Source organism: Crossiella sp. CA198, from assembly GCF_052078295.1.
Lineage (GTDB): Bacteria > Actinomycetota > Actinomycetes > Mycobacteriales > Pseudonocardiaceae > Crossiella.
The window spans coordinates 291,230-312,826 of record NZ_JBQJIM010000010.1 but is presented as its reverse complement, the minus strand read 5'-3'; the positions used below and the strand labels follow the sequence as shown (position 1 = coordinate 312,826).

Annotated in this window: 17 protein-coding genes; 8 read left to right on the top strand and 9 right to left on the bottom strand. The window is 71.6% G+C overall.

Features of this window, described 5'->3' with window-relative positions; genetic code table 11:
- Positions 1-178: 178 nt before the first annotated feature.
- From ACTOWY_RS19155 to ACTOWY_RS19145, 3 genes are all read right to left on the bottom strand, one after another.
- The gene (locus tag ACTOWY_RS19155; RefSeq protein WP_441311005.1) at positions 179-2,143 is read right to left on the bottom strand and encodes a hypothetical protein; all 1,965 of its coding nucleotides are present in this window, start codon (positions 2,141-2,143) and stop codon (positions 179-181) included.
- Positions 2,144-2,227: 84 nt separating this feature from the next.
- On the bottom strand, positions 2,228-3,010 hold the full coding sequence (locus ACTOWY_RS19150; RefSeq protein ID WP_441311004.1) for a M15 family metallopeptidase: 783 nt from the start codon (positions 3,008-3,010) through the stop codon (positions 2,228-2,230).
- A 29-nt stretch (positions 3,011-3,039) separates the two neighbouring features.
- Positions 3,040-4,437 (bottom strand): ATP-binding protein, encoded by a 1,398-nt coding sequence (locus tag ACTOWY_RS19145; protein WP_441311011.1) that lies wholly within the window; start codon positions 4,435-4,437, stop codon positions 3,040-3,042.
- Between the two features lie 96 nt (positions 4,438-4,533).
- Between ACTOWY_RS19145 and ACTOWY_RS19140 the strand changes: the two genes are divergently transcribed.
- The 5 genes from ACTOWY_RS19140 (at position 4,534) to ACTOWY_RS19120 (ending at position 8,849) form a co-directional block, all read left to right on the top strand.
- On the top strand, positions 4,534-5,262 hold the full coding sequence (locus tag ACTOWY_RS19140; RefSeq protein ID WP_441311003.1) for a polysaccharide deacetylase family protein: 729 nt from the start codon (positions 4,534-4,536) through the stop codon (positions 5,260-5,262).
- Positions 5,263-5,760: 498 nt separating this feature from the next.
- A complete protein-coding gene (locus ACTOWY_RS19135; RefSeq protein WP_441311002.1) occupies positions 5,761-6,858 on the top strand; it encodes a winged helix DNA-binding domain-containing protein in 1,098 nt (365 codons plus the stop codon).
- A gap of 78 nt (positions 6,859-6,936) precedes the next feature.
- Positions 6,937-7,257 carry an ArsR/SmtB family transcription factor gene (locus ACTOWY_RS19130; RefSeq protein WP_441311001.1) on the top strand — a complete coding sequence of 107 codons (321 nt, stop codon included), beginning with the start codon at positions 6,937-6,939 and terminating at the stop codon, positions 7,255-7,257.
- On the top strand, positions 7,250-7,687 hold the full coding sequence (locus ACTOWY_RS19125; RefSeq protein ID WP_441311000.1) for an SRPBCC family protein: 438 nt from the start codon (positions 7,250-7,252) through the stop codon (positions 7,685-7,687). The genes ACTOWY_RS19130 and ACTOWY_RS19125 overlap by 8 nt, the downstream gene beginning before the upstream one ends.
- A gap of 25 nt (positions 7,688-7,712) precedes the next feature.
- Complete coding sequence (locus ACTOWY_RS19120; RefSeq protein WP_441310999.1) at positions 7,713-8,849, top strand: SWIM zinc finger family protein; 1,137 nt, start codon at positions 7,713-7,715, stop codon at positions 8,847-8,849.
- Here ACTOWY_RS19120 and ACTOWY_RS19115 read toward each other — a convergent pair.
- The 3 genes from ACTOWY_RS19115 to ACTOWY_RS19105 all read right to left on the bottom strand — a co-directional run bounded on the left by ACTOWY_RS19115 (position 8,832) and on the right by ACTOWY_RS19105 (position 13,497).
- Complete coding sequence (locus ACTOWY_RS19115) at positions 8,832-11,282, bottom strand: DUF6493 family protein (protein WP_441310998.1); 2,451 nt, start codon at positions 11,280-11,282, stop codon at positions 8,832-8,834. The genes ACTOWY_RS19120 and ACTOWY_RS19115 overlap by 18 nt on opposite strands.
- A gap of 845 nt (positions 11,283-12,127) precedes the next feature.
- The gene (locus tag ACTOWY_RS19110) at positions 12,128-12,922 is read right to left on the bottom strand and encodes an SCO1664 family protein (protein WP_441310997.1); all 795 of its coding nucleotides are present in this window, start codon (positions 12,920-12,922) and stop codon (positions 12,128-12,130) included.
- A gap of 8 nt (positions 12,923-12,930) precedes the next feature.
- Positions 12,931-13,497, bottom strand: coding sequence for a DUF3090 domain-containing protein (locus ACTOWY_RS19105; protein ID WP_441310996.1), 567 nt, complete (start codon positions 13,495-13,497; stop codon positions 12,931-12,933).
- 142 nt (positions 13,498-13,639) lie between these two features.
- On the opposite strand from ACTOWY_RS19105, the gene ACTOWY_RS19100 reads away from it, so the two are divergent.
- The 3 genes from ACTOWY_RS19100 (at position 13,640) to ACTOWY_RS19090 (ending at position 18,082) form a co-directional block, all read left to right on the top strand.
- Positions 13,640-15,601 (top strand): dipeptidyl-peptidase 5, encoded by a 1,962-nt coding sequence (locus ACTOWY_RS19100; protein WP_441310995.1) that lies wholly within the window; start codon positions 13,640-13,642, stop codon positions 15,599-15,601.
- Complete coding sequence (locus tag ACTOWY_RS19095; protein WP_441310994.1) at positions 15,598-16,527, top strand: S66 peptidase family protein; 930 nt, start codon at positions 15,598-15,600, stop codon at positions 16,525-16,527. Before ACTOWY_RS19100 ends, ACTOWY_RS19095 begins: the two co-directional genes overlap by 4 nt.
- A gap of 352 nt (positions 16,528-16,879) precedes the next feature.
- Positions 16,880-18,082, top strand: coding sequence for a S8 family serine peptidase (locus ACTOWY_RS19090; RefSeq protein WP_441310993.1), 1,203 nt, complete (start codon positions 16,880-16,882; stop codon positions 18,080-18,082).
- 61 nt (positions 18,083-18,143) lie between these two features.
- Here the strand turns inward: ACTOWY_RS19090 and ACTOWY_RS19085 are convergent, their stop codons facing one another.
- The 3 genes from ACTOWY_RS19085 to ACTOWY_RS19075 form a co-directional block, all read right to left on the bottom strand.
- Positions 18,144-18,968, bottom strand: coding sequence for a serine hydrolase domain-containing protein (locus ACTOWY_RS19085; protein WP_441310992.1), 825 nt, complete (start codon positions 18,966-18,968; stop codon positions 18,144-18,146).
- Between the two features lie 152 nt (positions 18,969-19,120).
- On the bottom strand, positions 19,121-19,810 hold the full coding sequence (locus tag ACTOWY_RS19080) for an aspartate/glutamate racemase family protein (protein ID WP_441310991.1): 690 nt from the start codon (positions 19,808-19,810) through the stop codon (positions 19,121-19,123).
- A gap of 474 nt (positions 19,811-20,284) precedes the next feature.
- The gene (locus tag ACTOWY_RS19075; RefSeq protein WP_441310990.1) at positions 20,285-21,595 is read right to left on the bottom strand and encodes a cytochrome P450; all 1,311 of its coding nucleotides are present in this window, start codon (positions 21,593-21,595) and stop codon (positions 20,285-20,287) included.
- Positions 21,596-21,597 lie beyond the last annotated feature (2 nt).

The window sequence follows — 21,597 nt, the reverse complement described above, 5'->3', positions numbered from 1 at the left end:
AACCGAAAGTACTCGGCTCGTTCGGCCAGCAGTGGTGCTGAGCCGTGCGGGGTGCGGTCGAGGCGGATGGAGAAGGTCATTGGGTGTCCTGGGGGGTCAGGTCACGCAACGACCCCTAGAAACCGCCTTCTCGTACGGTGTGTTGGCCGTTGTTGTACGGGGCGTTGGCCGGAATGGGTCAGCGGGGGCGGCGGTTGCGGAGGTAGTCCGAGACCACCGCGGCGCCCAGCCCGTCCAGGTCGGGGGCGACCACCCGGCCGTTGCTGCGCCGGGCCATCAGGTCCACGAACCGGGTCAGTCGCGGGTCCTCGCCGAGGCGGAACACGGTGAGGTTGCCGCCCAGTCTGGCCAGCGCGTCGAGTTCGGCCAGGGTGCGGGCCAGGGTTTCCGGGCGGGGCGGGTAGTCGAAGACCGCCTCGCCGTCGGGTTCCAGGTGCGCGGTCGGCTCGCCGTCGGTGACCACCAGGACCACCGGCTGCGCGTCGGGATGACGGCGCAGGTGCCGTCCGGCCAGCAGCAGCGCGTGGTGCAGGTTGGTGCCCTGTTCCCACGCGCCTTCCAGGGCGGTCAGCTCGCCGATCCCGGTGGTGGCCGCCTCCCGGCCGAAGGTGATGACCTGCAGGGCATCCGCCCGGAACCGGGTGCTGATCAGGTGGTGCAGGGCCAGCGCGGTGCGTTTCATCGGCAGCCACCGCCCGTCCTGGACCATCGACCAGGAGGTGTCCACGCACAGCGCGACCGCGGCCCTGGACCGGTGTTCGGTCTCGGCGATCTCCACATCGGCCGCGTCCAGGCGCACCGCCCGGTCCCGCTGGGCGGCGGCGGTGCGCAGCACGGCGTTGCGCACGGTCCGGCCGACATCCCACGGTTCGGTGTCGCCGAAGCGCCATTGCCGGGTGGCGCCGCTGAGTTCCCCGGCGGCGCCCGCGGCCTGGCTGGCCCGGTCGCCGCGGCGGGTGCGGATCTGGTCGAGCACATCGCGCAACGCGGTGTCGCCGAGCTGCCGCATGGCCTTGGGCGTGAGCCGCAGGTCGCCGTCGGGGGCGCGTTCGAGCAGCCCGCGGTCGCGGAGCTGGCGTTCGAGTTCGGCCAGCCGTCGCATGTCCACGGTGGATTCCCGGCCGAGCTGGCGGGCCAGGGCCTCCAGGTCGATGTCTTCTAGGCGCGCGCCGGGGTAGGACTGGGCGAGTTGTTCGGCGAGCTGGTCGAGTTCGGCCAGGTCCTGCAAGGCGGCCGCGCCCTCGGCCATCCCGAGTGGGCTCTCGCCGCGGAACCGGCCACGGCCGGTCCAGTCCTGGCCGGGCCGGAGCTGCCGGAGCTGGTTGTCGAGCTGTTGCAGCGACTGGGCCAGCCGTGGGTCGCCGAAGGCCTGCTGGGAGAGCTGGGCGAGTTCCTCGCGTTGCCGCTGGGACAGCGAGTTGAGCAGTCTCTGGGCGGCCGCGGCCCTGGCGGCGAGCAGGTCGACGAGTTCGTCGACGGTGCGCGGCTGCTCCGGGAAGAACTCGCCGTGCCTGGCCATGAACCCGGCGAACTTGTCCTCGATGTCGGGTGCGCCCTGGGCGCGCTGGGCAAGCAGCGCGGACAGGTCCTCCAGCATCTCCCGCACCCGTTCGACGTCCTCGGGCGTGGTGGCATTGAGCGCCTCGCTCATGCCGCGGAAGCGCTGGTCGAGGGCTTCCTGCCCGAGCAGCCGCTGGATCTCCTGGTAGCTTTCGCGGGCCTCGCTGGAACGCCATTCGTATTCGGCGAGTTCGCGCACGGCCCCGGCCGGGCTGCTGGGCAGTTCGTCGAGCTGGAACTCCTGGAACCGGGCGTTGTCGTCCAGGTCCCGCGCGAGGGCTTGCCGTTCCTTGGTCAGCGCCTTGGCCAGCAGTTCCCTGACCTGTTCCAGGGTGCCGTCCAGGCGGTGTCGTCGTTGCAGCTCACTGCGTTTGCGCCAGAGCCGCTGGGTGATCTCGTCGAGTCCGTGCTGCTCGGGCAGGCCGCGGCGGAGCAGTTCGCGCAGCGCGGCATCGGGCGAGCGGCCCTCCATGACGTCCCGGCCGATCTCCTCCAGTGCCGCGCGCAGGTCGGGCGGTGGCGCCAGCGGGTCGGGCCCGCCGGAGAACGGCCCATACCGGTAGCGCCGAACCGGATCGCTCATGTCCGTCAGCCTACGCCTGCCGATCACCGGCCCCGCAACGGAAAAACGGCAGGCCACCGCGGGGACGGCGGCCTGCCGCGCGGGCTACCGGCGGCCGAGGGGGAAGTCGAAGTAGGTGCTCGGGAAGGGTTCGTTGTTGAGGGTGAAGTGCCACCATTCCTCGGCCAGGTTGCGGAACCCGGCGGCGATCAGGGTGCCGCGCAGCAGGTCGCGGTGCACCCGGGCGGGGCCGGTGATGGCCGGGTTGTCGGTGTGCGACAACGGGTCGAAGCAGTCGTAGCCGGTGCCCATGTCCACCGTGTTGTCCGGGAACCGCTGTCCCATCGGCGCGAAGCACGGGACGAGGGGCTCGCCTGGCCGGTAGGGGCGCTGCGGGCGGGCCGGGAGCTTGACCAGGGTGACGTCGAGGGTGCTGCCGCGGCTGTGCCCGGACTTCTCCGCGATGTAGCCGTCGGCGAAGAGCCGCGACTTGTCCACGTTGGGGTAGAACTCGGGTTTCATCCGTTCGTCCGCGAGATCCTTGGCCCAGCGCACGAAGTGGTCCACGGCCCGCTGCGGCCGGTAGCAGTCATAGACCTTGAGCGTGTAGCCCTGCCGCAGCAGGGCGCGCTGGGCGGTGCGCAACGCGGTGGCGGCCTGCCGGGTGAGCACGCACAGCGGCCGCTGGTAGCCGTCGATGCGGTCGCCGACGAAGTTGTGCCGCCCGAAGTAGCGGATGTCGTGCCGGATGGTCGGGTCGACCTCGTGCAGGTTGACGAATCCCGGCGGCAGCCCGCCCCCGGCCGCGGTGGCCGGGGGCGTGAGTGTGGCGCAGGCGGCCAGGGCGAGCAGGGCGGAGCCGAGGGCTCGGCGCAAACGCGGGGACATCGGCCTGTTCTACCAGCCCCGGCCCGGTTTCAGCCGCCGTATACCGCGTCTCCTGATTCCACGTCCTTGGCGAGGTTCCGGGACAGGTAGAGCGACTCCAGGGCCAGTTCGACCACCGCGGCGATCCGGCCGGGCGGGTCGGTGGCCTCGACACCGAAGCGGGCGGCGACCTCGTGCAGCACGGGCAGTTCGGGCAACGCGGCAAGGACCTCGGCGGCGCGCACCCGGGGTCCGGTGCGCACCGGGTGTCCCTCGGCGACGGCTTCCACCAGCGAGCGCAGGTCGATCCCGGCCAGTGAGGTGCGGGCGGTTTCGGCCAGGGAGCGGCGCAGCAGGTGGGTGAGCAGCTCCTCGGCCTCCTCTTCCAGGCCGGCGTGGAATTCGAGTTTGCCGCGCAGCACCGGGGTCACCGCGTCCAGGTCCACCGGCCGGGCCACCGCTGGCCACTCGCCGGTGCGGGCGGCGCGTTGCAGGGCCGCGGCGGCCACGGTCTCGGCGGCGGCGACGGCGAAGCGGGCCGAGACCCCGGAGCGCTGGTCGACCGCGCTGGATTCGCGCAGGTGTCCGACGAAGCGGGCCAGGACTTCCAGGAGCGGGTCGCCGACCTCGGCGACCAGGTCGGCTTCCTGGCGGACCAGGTTGATCTCGTCGTCGAGGTCGCTGAGGTAGTGGGTGCGGATCTCGGCGCCGAAGCGGTCCTTGAGCGGGGTGATGATGCGGCCGCGGTTGGTGTAGTCCTCGGGGTTGGCGGTGGCCACCAGCAGCAGGTCCAGGGGCAGCCGCAGGGTGTAGCCGCGGACCTGGATATCGCGTTCCTCCATCACGTTGAGCAGCGCGACCTGGATGCGTTCGGCCAGGTCGGGCAGCTCGTTGATGGCCACGATGCCGCGGTGGGCGCGCGGGATGAGCCCGAAGTGGATGGTCTCCGGGTCGCCAAGGCTGCGGCCTTCGGCGACCTTGACCGGGTCGACGTCGCCGACCAGGTCGCCGACGGAGGTGTCGGGGGTGGCGAGTTTCTCGGCGTAGCGCAGCGAGCGGTGCAGCCAGGCCACCGGCAGGTCGTCGCCGAGTTCGGCGGCGCGGCGGCGGGAGGCGGGGGTGATCGGGTCCAGGGGATGTTCGGCGAGTTCGGCGCCCTCGATCACCGGCGTCCACTCGTCAAGGAGGTCGGTGAGGGTGCGGGCCAGGCGGGTCTTGCCCTGGCCGCGCTCACCGAGCAGCACCACGTGGTGGCCGGCCAGCAGGGCGCGTTCCAGCTGCGGCAACACGGTCTCGTCGAAGCCGACGATGCCGCGCCACACCGGACGCTGTTCGCTCAGCGCGGCCAGCAGGTTGGTCCGGATCTCCTCGGCCACCCCGCGCGGCTGGTGCCCGGCGGCGCGCAGGGCGCCCGCGGTGCGCGGCAGATCGGCGGGAGCCGTAGGCACACTGGTGTTCACTCGCGCGACGGTACGCCTGTCCGCGGGCTGCCCGCCGCTCGATATCGATGATCAACCTTGGGGGTGCCCGTGCGTCCTGGGGACATGCGGAAGTTCCGACCTCGCCGGTGGCTGGTGTGGACCCTGGTGATCATCCTGGTGGTGTCCGGTTCGCTGTGGGGCACCTGGGAGCTGACCAGCGCGCGCTCGTTCCAGTTCTACGGCGGACTCACCGACCGGGTGGACACGACCGAGAAGGTGGTGGCGCTGACCTTCGACGACGGCCCCACCGAACGCACCCCGGAGGTCCTCGCGGCGCTGGCGGCGGCGAAGGTGCGGGCCACCTTCTTCGTCACCGGCCGGGAGCTGGCGGCCCATCCGGGGCAGGGGGAGGCGATCGTGCGGGCCGGGCACGAACTCGGCAACCACAGCTACTCGCACGAGCGGATGGTGCTGGTCGGCGAGGACTTCGTGCGGTCGGAGGTGGAGCGCACCGACGCGTTGATCCGGGCGGCCGGGCACACCGGGCCGATCCATTTCCGGCCGCCGAACGGGAAGAAGCTGATCACGCTGCCGCGTTACCTGGCCGCGCGTCAGCGTCAGACGATCATGTGGGATGTGGAGCCGGAGTCCGACGGCACTGACGCCGCCGACCCCGCCGCGATCTCCCGGTCGGTGCTGGACAAGACCCGCCCGGGGTCGATCGTCCTGTTGCACGTGATGTACCCGGTGCGGCAACCGTCCCTGGCCGCGGTGCCAGGGCTGATCTCCGGGTTGATCGAACGCGGCTACCGCTTCGTCACGGTCTCCGAGTTGCTCGCCCTGCGTCGCTGACCGGGCGGCAACGGCAGCGTGGCCGGGGCTTCGACGACCCGGCCACGCTGTGCCGCGGGATGTTTCCACCAGCCCGAGCACCCCTGGGTGCACGGGTGGGACAGCTGGGCGAACCGGAAACTCCCGTCCGCCTGGGGCACCGGCTGACTCCACGTGATGAACCCGGTGTCCGCGCACCAATGGCAGCGGGGCACTAAATCGGGGTCATTGCTTCGGGATGTCTCCGGTTCCACCGCATCTCCCGCATGGGCCGTAGTCGTTGTCGACGTCCACTCCGGAACCCGCACACCGGGGGCAGGTCTCGAACTCGAACCGCATCCTCTCACCCACATCCGCCTTGGAGCCGTTGCCGCGCAGTCACGATCGGGTCGAAAACACGCCACGGCCCACACCACGTTTCGTGCATGAGACGCCGGGCTTTCCCGGCAATGACGACCACGTACGGGTGAAGCGTCCCTTACCCGGGTGGACGGGATTCGAACACGGCATGCTGTCGGCATGGCCACCAAGGTGACGCGCACCCAGGCCCTGGCGTACCGGATGGCCGCCCAGGGCCTGCATCGCGAACACACGCCCGCCCACGAGCTGGACGTGCTGTCGCTGGGCGTGCAGGACTCCCGGGGTTCGGCCCGGCTGGCCCTGGCCGCCCGGCTGCCGGACCCGCCGGAGCTGACCGAGGACCTGGCCCTGCTCTGGTCGGTCCGCGGCGCCCCGCACCTGCACCGCCGCGCGGACCTGCCCGCACTGTCCCGGCATCTCTGGCCGCGAGAGGAGAAGGACGCCTTCGCCCGGCTGGCCGCGGAGCGGAAACCGTTGAAGGAAGCCGGAATCCCGTCGCTGACCGCGTTCGCCGAAGCGAGCGCCGCGTTGCGTCAGGCGGTCACCGGGCCGATGTCCAAGGGCGAGGTCAGCGGCGCGATCACGAGTCTGCTGCCCCCGGCCTACTCCTATGACTGCCGGAGTTGTCAGTCCCGGCACATCTACGGCGGCCTGTTCCAGACCATCGGCCTGTTCGCGGGCGTGCGCCACGACCTGACCAGCTCCACCCTGATCGTCAGCCCCCTGGAAGACCGCGCCCCCATCCCGGAGGACTCCGCCGGCGCCACCCCGCTGATCACCGCGTACCTGCGCCTGCACGGCCCCGCCACCAGGGCCGACGCCGCCGCCTACCTCGGCACCTCCCAATCCGCGCTCACCCCGGTCTGGCCCACCGACCTGGCCGAGATCGACCTGGACGGCGCCCAGACCTGGCTGCCCGCCGACGCGCTGCCCCTGCTGCGCGAGCCACCCCAGGCCACGGTCGTCCGCCTGCTGCCCCCGCTGGATCCTTACCTCCAGTCCCGCGACCGGGAACGCCTGGTGCCCGAGGAGGCGCACCGCAAGGAGATCTGGAAGATCATCGGCAACCCGGGCGCGGTGCTGGTCAACGGCGAGATCACCGGCATCTGGCGGGCCAAGACCACCGCCAGACGCCTGGACCTGACCGTCACCGCCTTCCAGCCGATCACCCAGTCGCACCGCGCCACCGTGGACCGGGAGGCCGAGCTGATGGCCACCGTCCGCGGCCTGCCCGACGTCCGCGTCACCCACGCCTGACCATTGACACGCAACCATCCGGTTGCCTAATCTGCTCCCCAGAAAGGCAACCACCCGGTTGCCAATGGAGGTGCCCGGATGGACTTCGACGCGGTGTTCAAGGCCCTGGCCGATCCCACCCGCCGCCGCCTCCTGGACGCCCTGCACGCGCACAACGGCCAGCGCCTGCGTGAACTCTGCGCGGGCACCGGCCTCACCCGCCAGGCGGTGACCAAACACCTGGCGATCCTGGAGGCCGCCAACCTGGTCGCCACCACGCGCTCCGGCCGGGAAAAGCTGCACTACCTCAATCCGGGCCCACTCAACGAGATCACCAACCGGTGGCTCGGCAAATACAACCGGCGACACCTGCAAGCCCTGGCCACCCTCAAGAAAGCCTTGGAGGACAACGATGAGTGACCTCGACTTCATTTACGTCACCTACATCAAAACCACCCCGGACACCCTGTGGACCGCGCTGACCACCGGCGAGTTCACCGAGCAGTACTACGGCGTGCACCTGGTCTCGGACTGGCGGCCCGGCTCCCCCATCCACTGGCGCAACGAGGACGGCAGCCTGGGCACCTCCGGCGAGACCGTCCTGGAAGCCGACCCGCCCCACCGCCTCAGCTACACCTTCAAGGTTGGCGCGGACTACCCAGACCTGCACGCCGAGGACACCTCCCGGGTCACCTTCGCCCTGGAACCCGACGGCGAGACGGTGAAACTCACCCTCACCCACGACCGGTTCGACCCGCGCGGCCAGGTGCGCGCCTCGGTCTCGCAGGGCTGGCCCGCGATCCTCTCCGGCCTCAAAACCCTCCTGGAAACCGGCGAACGCCTGCCCTGACAGTGCCCGTGGCTATCGTGTCGGGGTGACCACGGACGTCCTGCTCAGCCACCCCGGCCTGGACCTGGCGGCCCCGGCGATCGTCGACGGCCTCCTCGAACCGGGCGCGCAGGCCGCGCAGGCGCTGCTGGTGCTGGGCAAGATCGCCCGCACCCGATTCTGGCTGCCGCCGGCGATGGTGAACCGGCTCATCGCCGAGTCCGACCCGGTGTTCACCGCGGACGGGCACATCCTGCGCGCCGAGTCCTTCTCCCCCTGCTGCGGCGTGCACGCCCGCCTGGACCTGCGCCCGGTCGGGCAGGTCGGCACCGGCTGCACCAACGTCGAGTTGTCCGAGTCGACCCGCTCGGTGCTGGCAGGCGTGGCGGGTCAGGAACCACTGCACCTGACCGTGCGCGGCGACGGCATCACCCTGCGCACCCTCGACGGCGCCGGGCAGGAGTCCCGGGTGCCGCTACCGGATCGCTGGGTGGCCGGATTCGCCGAGATCGCCGCGGTCACCGCGCACGCCACCCCGCGCGCCGAACTGGGTCAGGCTGAGGCCCGCGCGTTCCTGCGCCAGCTCCCGACCAAGGCCACCACCGCCTGGGCGGTCCGCTCCGGCCGCGGCCTGCGCCTCACCGCGCGCGGCGGCCCAGAAGCCATCCCGGCCACCGGCCTGCACCGGCTGCGCGTGGTCGACCCCCTGGTGCGCTTCACCGAGGGCCTCTCCGTCTACGCCACCCCCGGCGCCGAGGTCGCCAGCTGGGTGCTGCACCTGGACCGCGCCCGCCTGACCGTGACCCTGTCCCCCACACCCTCCCGCGGTTTCTCCGGCGAGGGCGGCTGGCTGACCGCGCTGGCCGCGGGCCTGGCCGCCGGGCACGACCTGGTCACCGGCCGCACCGGCCACGACGTCGTCGACGGCACCTGGTTCGCCCGCCCACTGCCGTCCGGCCGGGCCCCCGGCAACACCCGCCTCACGAAGGCGAAAGCCCTGGTCGAGGCGGGCGCGGTGCGGGCGCTGCCGGAGGGCGGCTACGAGATCGCGCACGGCAGCTCGGTCCAGCGCGTCCGCCTCGACCCCGCGGGCTGCACCTGCGCCTGGTTCGCCGACCACCAGCAGAGCCGGGGCCCGTGCTCACACCTGCTGGCCGCCCGGTTGTCAGCGGGCCAGTCGTGAGGCCGCCTTCGCCGCCTTCGACGACCCACTGAACCCAGCCAGCCACGCCCGGGTCTCCGCGCTGATCACCCCGGCGCCCCGCTCCACCTGGTCCGCGGCCAGTTCCAGCAACGCGAACACCCCACGCAGCCCCGGATCCAGCGCGGGCAGCAGAGCGTCCACAGTGGACAACACCGCGGCCGGATGCTCCCCAGCCACCACCGACAACCGCTTGACCAGCCGCGTCGGCGTCAGCTCCGCGCCCAGCACCCCCAGCGCCCGCCCCAGGGCCCGCGGCCCCAGCAACCGCCGCTCGAACAACGCCACCGCGACATCCATCCCCAGCTGAGCGCCTTCCTCGCGCCGGGTGTTGAGTGCGGCCGCGATCATCATCACCCCGGCGAACCCGGGTGCCGATGGCCGGTCCAGATACGGCGTCAGCCCGGCCACCTCGGTGGGACTGGCGACCTCGAAGTCGTAGTAGAACAGGTGCTGCGCCACCGAGGCGTCCACCCAGTCCCGGTCATAGGGCGAGGCCAGCACCTCGTGCGGCAGGGTGAACCCGTCCCACACCCCGTCCCACGGCCACTCGGTCGCCCACCCCAGCCACTGCCCCTTGGGCCACACCGGCTCCGGGCTCTCCTCGAAGAACAACTTGGTCAGCCCGTAGGAGTCCTTGCCCACCCGCGCCGACCACACCACCTCCGGCCGCGGCCCGCCCCGCAGCGCGGCGAGCGGATCAGCCGCCTCCGGATACCGCGCCCGGGTCGCCGCCAGCCCCACCCAGTCCTCCGCGACCACGCCGTCCCCACCCAGCGCGTACCGCACAGCCTCGGCGTAAGCCCCGCTCAACCCGGCCGCCAGCGTCAGCGCCCCGGCCCGCCCCTCCGGCGCCAACCGCAGCAACGCGTCCACCACATCGTCCTCGGCCGCGTCCGGATGTTCGATCATCCGCGTCACGAACACCACCGGATCCAGCCAGCCACCCTCATGCGTGGCCGCCGACACCGGCACCGCGGTCCCCGCCAGCAAGGCCGCCACCCGATGCCGCAACGGCCGCTGCCACCCCGAGCCCAGCTCCGGCGGCGCGACCTCCTGCCCCGCCAACCCCAGCACCAACGAGCCGACCAGGTGCTGCAGCAGACTCGGCTGCCGCGCCCCCAGCACCTTCTTGGCCCGCTTCACCAACGGCGCCAACGCCCCGGCGACATCCCCACTGACCCGATGCGCCCCGTCCAGCACCGCCAGGAACACATCCGCCTGTCCCTCATCGGCCAGCAACGAGGAAAGCCCCTCCGCCAACGCCGCGGGCGAGTCCGGCACCACCAACGGCCGCACCAGCATCCGCCGCTGAGCCCACGGCACCACCACCGGCTCCGGATACTCCGCGACCGTCACCGGCGCAGGCGACTCCCGCGGCACATCCAACCGCGCCGCCGCCAGCTCCCGCACATCCGAGGCCTCATGCCCTATCCCAGCCCGGAACACCTCAGCCGCGGCGTCAGCCAGTGCCGGCCGCCGCCGCACCACACCCCCCGCCAACCGCACCGCGAGCTTGGCCGTCCCAGCCCCCCGCCCCGCGGCCGCCGCGGGCAGATGCCGCAACACGACCTCGTCGTCCAGCAGCCCAGCCTTGTTCACCGCCACCAGGGCCTTCACCGCGAAGGACACCGTCCGCGGCAACCCACTCCCGCACAACCGCGCATACCGGTGCTGCAACCCAGCCCGCTCAGCCGCCGACGGCGCCAACGCCTCATGCAGCGCCGCGTACCACTGAGCCCGATACGCCGTGAAGTCCCGCCCCAGCACATCCACGGTCAGCGTCAGCAACCGCGCCCGGTCAACATCCCCACTCCGGCTCAACTCCACCAGCGCGGGCGCCCACTTCTCCCGCTCCGCCACATACTTGTCATAGGCGGCAAAACTCGAATCCCCCGCCCCCTCCACCAGCAACAACTCCCACACCTCGGCCAAGGCCCCCGGCTCCCCCCGCAACCGGTCAGCCAGCCTCGCCTCCCCCTGCCCCCAAGGCCACGCGAACCACCCCGCGAAGTACTCCGCGGTCCGCACCGGCTCAAGCTCCCCAGCCCGAACCAACTCCCGCACAACCCCCCACCCCACCGGCCCCCGCACCGCCCGCTCAGCCAGCACCGCCCGCTCATCGGGCGCCCGCTCCAGCAACACCCGCCGCACAATCCCCGGATCCCCGACCCGCAACTCCCCCCACAACGGATCCCGCGCCGAAACGGCCACCATCAACGCCACCGACGCCCGCTCCGCCCCCGCCGGATCCCGCGCGCCAAAGGTCCCCGGCGGCCCCTCGACAATCTCCCGCCCCGCCCGCAACACCGCCGTCAACTCCGGCACCAGTTCCCGCCGCCGCTCCCGCGACAACCCCAGCACCCGGGTCAGCACATCCGCGGGCCCACCAGCCAACACCTCACTCAGCAGCACCCGGCCAACCTAACCCCCAGCCCCGACAAGAGCCCGCGCGATCACCCAGGTCACAGCCCCGATCACGGCCCGCACACCCCACCCGGCACACCTCACCCCGCACACCTCATCCGGCACACGCCACCCAGTGCACCCCAGCCCGCACACCCATCCCCGTGCGCGAGTCCCACCGCTCCACGTCCCGTCCCCACCGGCCCGCGCTCCGGTCCCAACTTCGCCCCCAGCACCGGGGCCCGGGGCCGGGGGCAGGGCGGTTGCGGGCACTCACGCCTCGCCCGTCATTCGCGCCTCGCCCGTCATCCGGCGCTCGTCATGCGGCGCCGCCGACCTTCCCCAACCGCCGGCCGAGCCTGCCCACCGTGTCCGGCGCGGATGACGCATCGGCCATCCCCCGTGACTCACCCGAGCCTGAGCCCGAGCACCACCCGACCCGAGTCTCCGGCCGATCCGAGCACCAACTGACCAGCAGCACCAACTGACCCAGCACCAACCGACCCGAGCATCCGGCCGATCCGAGCCTCCGGCCCTCCGCCCCGCCACCGCTCACTAGCGGAACGCTCAAACCCCCGTTTTGGTTGCCTCGCCGTCTGGATCTTCTACCCCGACCGGGTGAAAGATCCTCGGCGACCAGGGCCTAAGCACCACCAAAACACCCAGATTCCTCGAAACCCACGCGGACTCCGAGCGTCCCACCAGTGCGTCGACATCCGCAAATTCGCCGCCCACCTGAGCCAGTACCCACCTGAGCCATCACCTGAGCCAGCCCGAGTCAGCACCCACCCAAGCCAGCCCCCAGCCAAGCCAGCCCCCACACGACCAAACCCGGACCACCTAAACCCGGCCGCCTAAAACGCAGGCCAAGGAATCGGCGGCCAGTCGCCACCCGGCGCCGGAAAAACCCCAGCCCCCAGCAACTTCTCCGTCCGCTCAACCAGCATCCGCACCTCGGTGATCGTCAGGTGCTCGTGCAGCGACTCCCCGAACTCCCCGCCCAGCCCGGCCAGCAACCGCCGCAACCCATCCACCGCCTCATCCCCCAGCGGCTCCCCCAGCCACCCCCACAACACCGTCCGCAACTTGTCCTCGGCGTTGAGGCAGATCCCGTGATCCACCCCGTACACCGCGCCGCCGATCTCGTGCAGCACGTGCCCGCCCTTGCGGTCGGCGTTGTTCACCACCACGTCCAGCGCGGCCAGCAACCGCATCCGCGGGTGGTCGGCGTGCGCCAGCGCCGCGGGGTCGCCGTAGCGGTCGTGCGCGCGCAGCACTTCCTTCCAGCCCGGCGGCACCTCCGCCGGCGGCAGCAGGTCGACCAGGTCCGCCTCGGGTTCGGTGTCGACCCACAGCTGGACCATGCCCTCACCGAACGGGCCCGGACGCAGGATGGTCGGCGGCACCAGCCCGAAACCGGCCGCCTCCGACACCAGGTAGGTCGCCACCTCGCGGCCGGCCAGGGTGCCGTCCGGGAAGTCCCACAGCGGGCGTTCGCCGCGGATCGGCTTGTACACGCACTGCGCCTGCACACCGTTGTGTTCGATGCCGCAGAACAGCGTCGCGTTGGAGGCGTCGACCAGCCTGCCCTGCACGTCCAGTGTCCCACGGGTCAGCAGTTCGACCGCGCCGTCATCCCCAGGCCGCACCGGCGTGCTCAGCTCGGCTCGCCGCGGCGGTAGCCGTTCTGCCGCGGGCACACGTGGCCTTCGGCGTCGAGCGGCTCGTTGCACAGCGGACAGGGTTTACGGCCTGCGCCCACCACCCGTTCGGCGCGCTGGGCGAACGCCCTGGCCTGCACCGGGGTGAGGAAGACCCGGACGGCGTCGGGGCCCTCCTCGGTGTCGTCGAGCACGACCGACTCGTCGATCTCCTCCTCGGTGACGGCGAGGAGTTCGACGACGACGGCGCCGGCTTCGGCGTCCCAGCCCAGACCCATGGTGCCGACGCGGAACTCCTCCTCGAGGGGCACTTCGAGGGGTTCGGTGTCGACGAGGTCGTCCGGCGCGTCGGGCGGCACCTCGGCGCTGAAGCGCCGTTGCACCTCCTCGAGCAGCGCGCCCAGCCGTTCGGCCAGCACCGACACCTGCTGCTTCTCCAGCAACACGCTGACGGTACGGCCGTTCTCGCTGGCCTGGAGGTAGAACGAGCGGTCGCCTGGTTGCCCGACGGTTCCGGCGATGAACCGTTCGGGCTGGCGGAAGAGGTGAATGACACGTGCCATGGCACCACTGACCCTAGGCCACGGCCCCGAGGGCGGCAGAGGCATCCCCACCATCCGGGATCGGCGACGCGAATTCACCTGCTGGCGATCACTGTGGTGATCTTCTGTCGACATCGGACGGTAGCCGGTTAGGCTCGCGATCGTGGTCACCGTACTGGGGTATGGCAACTGGACATCGCCGATCAGCGCCGCCGACGCGAGCGCCGTCACCGCGCCGCCGCACTGGGTGCGCGCACACGGTGGCTTCACCTACTGGACCGAGGGCAGGCCCACTGAGGGCGGCCGGGTCACCCTGCTGCGCGGCCGGGCCGGCGAGCGGGCCGAGCAGGTGCTGGCGGCGCCGTGGAGCGCGCGCAACCGGCTGCACGAGTACGGCGGCGCGCCCTACACGGTGCTGACCACCGGTGACGGCGACCGGGTGGCCTTCACCGACTGGGCCGACCAGCGGATCCACCTGGTCGACGTGGCCGGCGGCGAGCCGGTCCCGCTGACCCCGGCGCCCGAGCGCGAGCACGGCTTCCGCTACGGCGACCTGCGTCCCGGCCCCGGCGGCGCCGAGATCTGGTGCGTCCGGGAGACCATCACCGGCGACCGCCCCACCGACCTGCTGCGCGAGCTGATCGCGATCCCGGTCTCCGGCGCGGCCGCCGCCGGCCCCGACGCGATCCGGGTGCTGGCCGCCAGTCACCGGTTCATGAGCGCGCCCCAGGCCAGTCCGGACGGTCGTCACCTGGCCTGGATCGGCTGGAACCACCCAGCCATGCCCTGGGACGGCACCGAACTGTGCGTGGCCGAGCTGACCGGCGACGGAACCGCCGGGCCGCACCGGGTGGTGGCGGGCGGAGCGGCCGAGTCGGTCTGCCAGTTCGAGTGGGCCGACGACCACTCGCTGTACGCGATGACCGACCCGGACGGCTGGTGGAACCTCCACCGAGTGAGCCTGGACGGCACTCAGCGCGCCCTGCACCGGGCCGAAGCCGACTACGGCGGTCCACTGTGGACACTCGGCGCGAGCTGGTTCGTCCCGCTCGACGACGGCAGACACCTGTTGCGCGGCAGGCACGGACTCGCCGTGCTGACCGAGGACACCGGCGAGCTGACCGCGCTGGACCTGCCGCTTCCGGTGTGGCGCACCACGTTCGCCCGGGACGGCCACCTGGTCACCGGCGTCGCCGCGGGCCCGGCCGCCGCACCCGCCGTCGCCCAGGTCGACCTGCGCACCGGGCAGCTGACCACGCTCACCGGCCAGCCCGCGGGACTGCCCGACCCGGCCTACCTGCCACCGGTGGTCGAGCGGATCTTCGCGGGCCCGGACGGCGTCGGCATCCCCGCCTACGTCTACCTGCCGCACAACCCCGATTTCACCGCCCCCGAGGGCGAGCGCCCGCCGTTCCTGGTGCACGTGCACGGCGGCCCCACCGGCGAGGTCTCCCCCACGCTAAGCGCCGATTTCGCCTACTTCACCAGCCGCGGCATCGGCGTGGTCGCGGTCAACTACGGCGGCTCCAGCGGCTACGGCCGCGCCTTCCGGGACCGGCTGCGCGAGGCATGGGGCGTGGTCGACGTCCAGGACTGCGCCACCGTGGCCGAGGCCCTGGCAGCCGAGGGCACCGCCGACCCGCTACGGCTGGGCATTCGCGGCGGCAGCGCCGGCGGCTGGACCACCGCGGCCTCACTGACCTCGGTGGCCACCTACCGGGGTGGGGCGGCCTACTTCCCGGTGCTGGACCTGCTGTCCTTCGCCGGTGGCGGCACCCACGACTTCGAGTCCCGCTACCTCGACGGCCTGGTCGGCGCACTGCCCGAAGCAGAGGCCCGCTACCGGGAGCGCTCCCCGTCCAACCGGGTAGACCAGCTCGCCGGGCCGATTCTGCTGCTGCAGGGCCTGGAGGACCAGGTGTGCCCGCCGGAACAGTGCGACAGGTTCCTGGAAGCCTTGGCGGGCAAGGGGATCCCGCACGCCTACCGCAGTTTCGAGGGTGAGCAGCACGGATTCCGGCGGGCGGAGAACATCCAGGCCGCCCTAGAAGCCGAGCTGTCCTTCTTCGGCCAGACCCTCGGGTTCAGCCCGGCCGGGGTGCCCGCGCTGGAGCTGCGTTCGTGAGCGGGTTGCGCCGACCGCCACGGGTGCCGCGCGCCGGTCACGTGGCGGTGATCGCGCCGGCCGGGCCGGTCCCCCCTGCCCAGCTCGACACCGGCATCGAACAGCTCCAGTCCTGGGGACTGACGGTCTCGGTCGGCGCACACGTCCGGGACACCCACCCGGAGCTGGACTACCTGGCCGGTCTGGACGCCGACCGGGCCGCGGACTTCGTGTGGGCGTGGACGCGGCCGGAGATCGACGCGGTGCTGTGCGCCCGCGGCGGCTACGGTTGTCAGCGGATGGTCGGCCTAGTGCCGTGGGCGGAGCTGAAGTCGTTGCCGCCCAAGGTGTTCGCCGGGTCCAGCGATGTCACCGCACTGCACACCCGGATCGCGGCCGAACTGGGTCAGGTCACCCTGTTCGCACCGATGACCGCCAGCGCCATGTTCACCGACGACCTGCCCGCCCGCGAACACCTGCGCTGGTCGCTGCTGGATCCGGCCGCGGTCGGCAAACTCGGACGCGGGGCCGAGCCGATCACCGGTGGCCAGGCGCGCGGGGTCACCGTCGGCGGCACACTCAGCCTGCTCGCCGCCGACCTCGGCCTGCCAGCCGGGCACGGCCGGCGGCCGCCGCCGGGGTCCCTAGCTGTGCTGGAGGACGTCACCGAGGACCCGTATCGCCTGGACGGCCTGCTCACCCACCTGCTGCGATCGGGCTGGTTCGACGGGGTCACCGGCATCGCGCTCGGCTCCTGGACCTCCTGCGGACCGATGCCGGAGGTGCGGGCGGTGCTGACCGACCGGCTCGGCGGGCTGGGTGTGCCGGTGGCCTGGGAAGTCGGGTTCGGGCACTGTGCCAACCAGCTCACCGTGCCGCTGGGTGTCTCCGCGCTGCTGGACGCCGACGCGGGCACCCTGCTGCTGGACGAACCCGCGCTGGTCTAGAGATCCCGGGCGGGAGTTACGCCACGTGAGCGGCACCGCCGCTGAACGGATCAGCCGGGTGGTGACCGATGGTCAGCGACGACGCACGCGCCTGCTTGCCCATCCGCGTGAACCCCACCGGTTCACACCGCCGATTCGCCTGCAACTACCCACGCGAGTTCCCCGTACCGGATGACCAGAGCCCTGCTTTTTCATCCGGTGCGGTGGACTCGCGGACACCCAGTGCGATGGACACCGGTGTTGCGTTACTCCACGCCCCAGCCCCGCCCCGTCGGGGAATGCCCAGTTCGCGCCGACAAGACCACGCTCGGTAGGTGGGTGCACACCCATCCGTCGACCGATCGGGGAAGTCATGAAACGCACGGCCCGAGTACTCGCCGCCGCGGCGCTCCTGGTTCTCGCCGCGTCCACCACCGCCGTCGCCGCGCCCTTACCGGCCAAGCCCGCGCCCAGCCCGGTGACCAGCGCCAGTCCGCAGATCATCCCGGACCAGTTCATCGTGACCCTGGCCAAGGGCGGCACCCTGGACACGGTGGACAAGCTGATCGACCGGTTCGGCCTCGGCATCGAGGTGAAGTTCCGCTACAGCGGCTTGTTCCTCGGCTTCGCCGCCAAGATCAGCCCGCTGGTGGCGCCGCTGCTGCGCGCGCTGCCGGAGATCGAGTCGGTGGTGGCCGACGCCGAGATCAAACTCGACCTGCCGCCGGCCAACGGCGCGTCGGCGCGGGCCGTCGGCTCCTGGGGCCTGGACCGGATCAACCAGCGCTCACTGCCCCTGGACGGCGCGTATACCGTGTCCCGCAACGGATCCGGCGTCACCGCCTACATCGTGGACACTGGCATCCAGTTCGACCACCCGGACTTCCAGGGCCGGGCGCGCCCCGGTTTCGACGCGATCGGCGACGGCCGCAACGGCAACGACTGCAACGGCCACGGCACGCACGTGGCGGGCACGGTCGGCGGCGCGGTCTACGGCGTGGCCAAGGCGACCCGCCTGGTGGCGGTGCGGGTGCTGGGTTGTGACAGCCGAGGCAGCTGGTCGGGCATCATCGCCGGCCTGGACTGGATCGGCGCGAACGCGGTGCGGCCCGCCGTGGCCAACCTGTCCCTGGGCGGCACCCCGGGCATCGCCCAGGTCGACGAGGCGGCGAACCGCTTGTCCGACAAGGGTGTTTTCGTCGCGGTGGCCGGCGGCAACTCCACCGACGACGCCTGCAAGTACAGCCCGGCGCGTGCGGCCCGCCCGATCACCATCGGCGCCACCACCCGCACCGACGGCTACGCCACCTACAGCAACCGCGGCCAGTGCATCCAACTGCTGGCCCCCGGCACCGACATCACCTCGGCCTGGCCCGGCAACCGGATCAACACCATCAGCGGCACCAGCATGGCGACCCCGCACGTGGCCGGCGCGGCGGCACTGTTCAAGCACGCCTACGGCGACCGGTCCCAGAACGAGATCATGAGCTGGCTCTGGAACAACGGCACCCCCGACAAGATCGGCGGCACCCCGGCCTCGACCCCGAACCGACTCCTGTACACCGGCGGCCTGTGATCAGGCGCGGCGCCAGGGCGGAGGCGCGCGCAACCGCGCCTCCGCCCCACTTCGCAGCCTGTCAGCGCCCCAACTCGGCGAGCACACCGTCGTTGAAGGGAGTCCACGCCGCCACCGCCCACGGCCCGAAATCCCGATCGGCCAGCGCCACGCACGCGACCTCCGCCGCCGGATCCACCCACAGGAAGGTCCCGGCCTGCCCGAAGTGGCCATAGGTCCGCGGCGAGTTCCGCAACCCGGTCCAATGCGGCGACTTCTCCCCCCGGATCTCCACCCCCAGCCCCCAGTCACAGGGTTTGTGCATGCCATAACCAGGCACAACACCGTTGAGCCCGGGGAAGGCCACCGAGGTCGCCTCGGCCACGGTCGCCGCCGAGACCAACGTCGGCCGCTGCAACTCGGCGGCGAACCGGGCCAGATCAGCACACGTCGACACCGCCCCGGCCCCGGCCGACCCGGTCAACACCGACCCCGTCATCCCCAACGGCGCGAACACCGCCTCGTGGAGGTACTCGGGAAACCCGATCCCGGAACTCTTCTCCAGGGTCTCCGCCAGCACCTCGAACCCGGTGTTGGAGTAGATCCGCCGAGCCCCCGGCTGCGCCTGCACCGCCGCGGAGTCAAAGGCCAGCCCCGAGGTGTGCGCGGCCAGATGCCGGACAGTCGCCCCCGGAGGCCCCGCGGGCTGATCCCACTCCAGCGCCCCCTCCTCCACCGCGACCAGCACGGCGTAGGCGGTCAGCGGTTTGGTCACCGAGGCCAGCCGAAAACTCCGATCCTGCGGTCCGTAGGTGCCCAGGATCGCGCCGTCCGCACGGACCACAGCCGCCGCGGCGTGCTCCACCGGCCACTGTGCGAGGACACCCAGACTCGTCAGGCTGCTCATGCCCCTCAACCTAGGCAAGCACCCGCGAGGTCGCCCGTTCGGGGGTCAACGCACGCTCCACACGCGGGCCTCCGCACCAAGCCCAGCCCCATCAAATCCAGCTCCACCAACCCCGCCCTGCTCACCCGCCCGCCACACCTGGCCCACCGGCCTCACCCCAGCGCCAGCTCAACCGCCGCCATCGCATGCAGCCGGGTAGTCGGAAACAACGGCAACTCCGAGTCACCCTCCGCCACCAGCAACTCGATCTCGGTACACCCCAGGATGATCCCCTCCACCCCAGCCGCCGCCAACCGAGCCATGACCTCCCGAAACGCGACCCGCGAGGCCGCCAGCACAACCCCCCGGCACAACTCCTCGTAGATCACCCGATGCACCAACTCCCGGTCCGCGGCCCCCGGCACCACCACCTCAAGCCCATGCCCCGCCAGCCGCTCCCGGTAGAACTCCTGCTCCATCGTGAACGCCGTCCCCAGCAGTCCCACCCGCCGCACACCCCGCGCGAGCACCGCGGCCGCGGTGGCGTCACCCAGGTGCAACAACGGAATGTCCACGGCGGCGGCGACCTGGTCCGCGACCTTGTGCATCGTGTTCGTGCACACCACCACGAAGTCCGCCCCGGCCCGCTGCAAAGCCCTGGCCGCCTGCCCAAGCCGCTCCCCGGCGCCATCCCAGTCCTGCGCCCGCTGGAGTTCCTCGATCTCGGCGAAGTCCACCGAGTACAACACGCACCGCGCCGAGTGCAGGCCCCCGAGCCGATCCCGGACCAGCTCGTTGACCAGGCGGTAGTAGATCGCGGACGACTCCCAGCTCATGCCGCCGAGCAGGCCGATAGTGCGCATGCCCGCCACGGTAGCCGCTGCCCGACTCGATGATCACGACCGCGGTCGCGGGTGCCCGAACACACCCACCCGCGTGCACCTGCGCCAGCGCACACGAGCCACCATCGGCGACCAGCGATGCCCGAATCCCGGCTCGGCGCAACACCGAGCACAACCCCACTCAACACCAACCCACCCAACACCGATCCAAGCCGCGCCGGCCTACGCAATGGTGGCCAGCACCCGACGGTGGCCAGCACCCGACGGTGGTCAGCCCTCGCGCGCAAGCTCAACCAGCATCCACGAGCAGCGACGTGATCACGGCCGTGGCGGTCTCGGTCGCCCAACCGCGCCTCCGGCCCTCCGCCCCGCACACCGCTCTCTAGCGGAACGCGGAAACCCGCGTTTTGGTTGCCTTCATGTTTCACTCTCCCACCCGATCAGGTGATCCAACTCCCTCCCTCCCAAGCTCGACCAGCCAAAACCCCACCCCAACTACCGCCGTTCGAGAATCATCGGCAGCGACACCGGATGATGTGTTGTATAAGCCACCGATCGCACCCGATACCCCGGCACCGACCGCACCCGCCACTCCGCCGCGATCGTCGCCGTCGCGATCATCATCTCCGCGATCGCGAACCGCTCCCCGATACACCTGTGCCGCCCCCCGCCAAAAGGCAGGTAGGTACCCGGCGCGGGCGGACTCGCCCACCGGTCCGGATCGAACTCCAGCGGTCGCGGGTGATAGCGGGGATCGCGATGGAGCGCCAGCGGGCTGTACACCACCTCCGTGCCGGGGCGGGTCAGCGCCGGGCCGAGGCGGACCTCTGTCTGGGCGGCGCGCATCGACATCGGCACCGGGTTGTGCAGCCGTAGTGTCTCGTCGACCACTCGCCGCAGGTACGGCAGGCGCGGCAGGTCGGCGAAGGTGATCGGATGGCCGGCCAGGACGGCGTCCAGTTCGGCGTGGAGCCGGGATTCGACCGCCGGGTGCCGGGATAGTTCCAGGAACAGCCAGGACAGCGTCACCGCCGCGGTCTCGGTGCCGGCGACGAGCAGGGTCATGATCTCGTCGCGGGCCTGTTGGCGGCTCATGCTCTGGCCGGTGTCGTCGTGGCGGGCGTGCAGCAGCATGGACAACAGGTCGCCGCGGTCGGTGTCGTCGTGGGCATAGCTGGACAGGATGCGGTCGATGATCACGTCGAGGCGCCGGCCCGCCTCGTCGTAACGGCGGGACACCGCGGCGGGCAGCCACGGCAGCGGGTTCAGCGAGCGGGTGACCGCGCCGCGCAGCACCAGGGGCAGTGACCGGTGGATCTCCGCGGCGGCCTCCGCACCCAGATCGCTGCCAAAGAGGGTCTTGCCGATGATGTGCGGGGTCACCGCGTACATGGCCTGTTCCCAGGCGATCCGCTGCCCCGGCTTCCACCCCTTGATCATCCGCTCCACCTCGGCGCGCATCACGTCGCCGTATCCGGCCAGGCGCTGCTGGTGGAAGGCAGGGCTCATCAGCCTGCGCTGACGTAGGTGGAACTCACCGTCGGACGTGGCCACGCCATTGCCGAAGAACGGGCGGGTCTTGCGGAAGATGCGGCCCTTGGCGAACTTGTCCGCCTCGGTGACGAGCACCTGGTGGATCAGCGCCGGATCGGTCAGCAGCAACGCCTCCATCGGACCGAAGTAGATGCGCACCACCGGTCCGAGACCGAGGAGCGAGGTGTAGAAGCCGACCTGGTCCCATGCCAGGTAGGGCAGATGGCCGAGGCCGGGCAGCCGGCGGGGGGCGACGGGAAGGATGCTGGTCATGG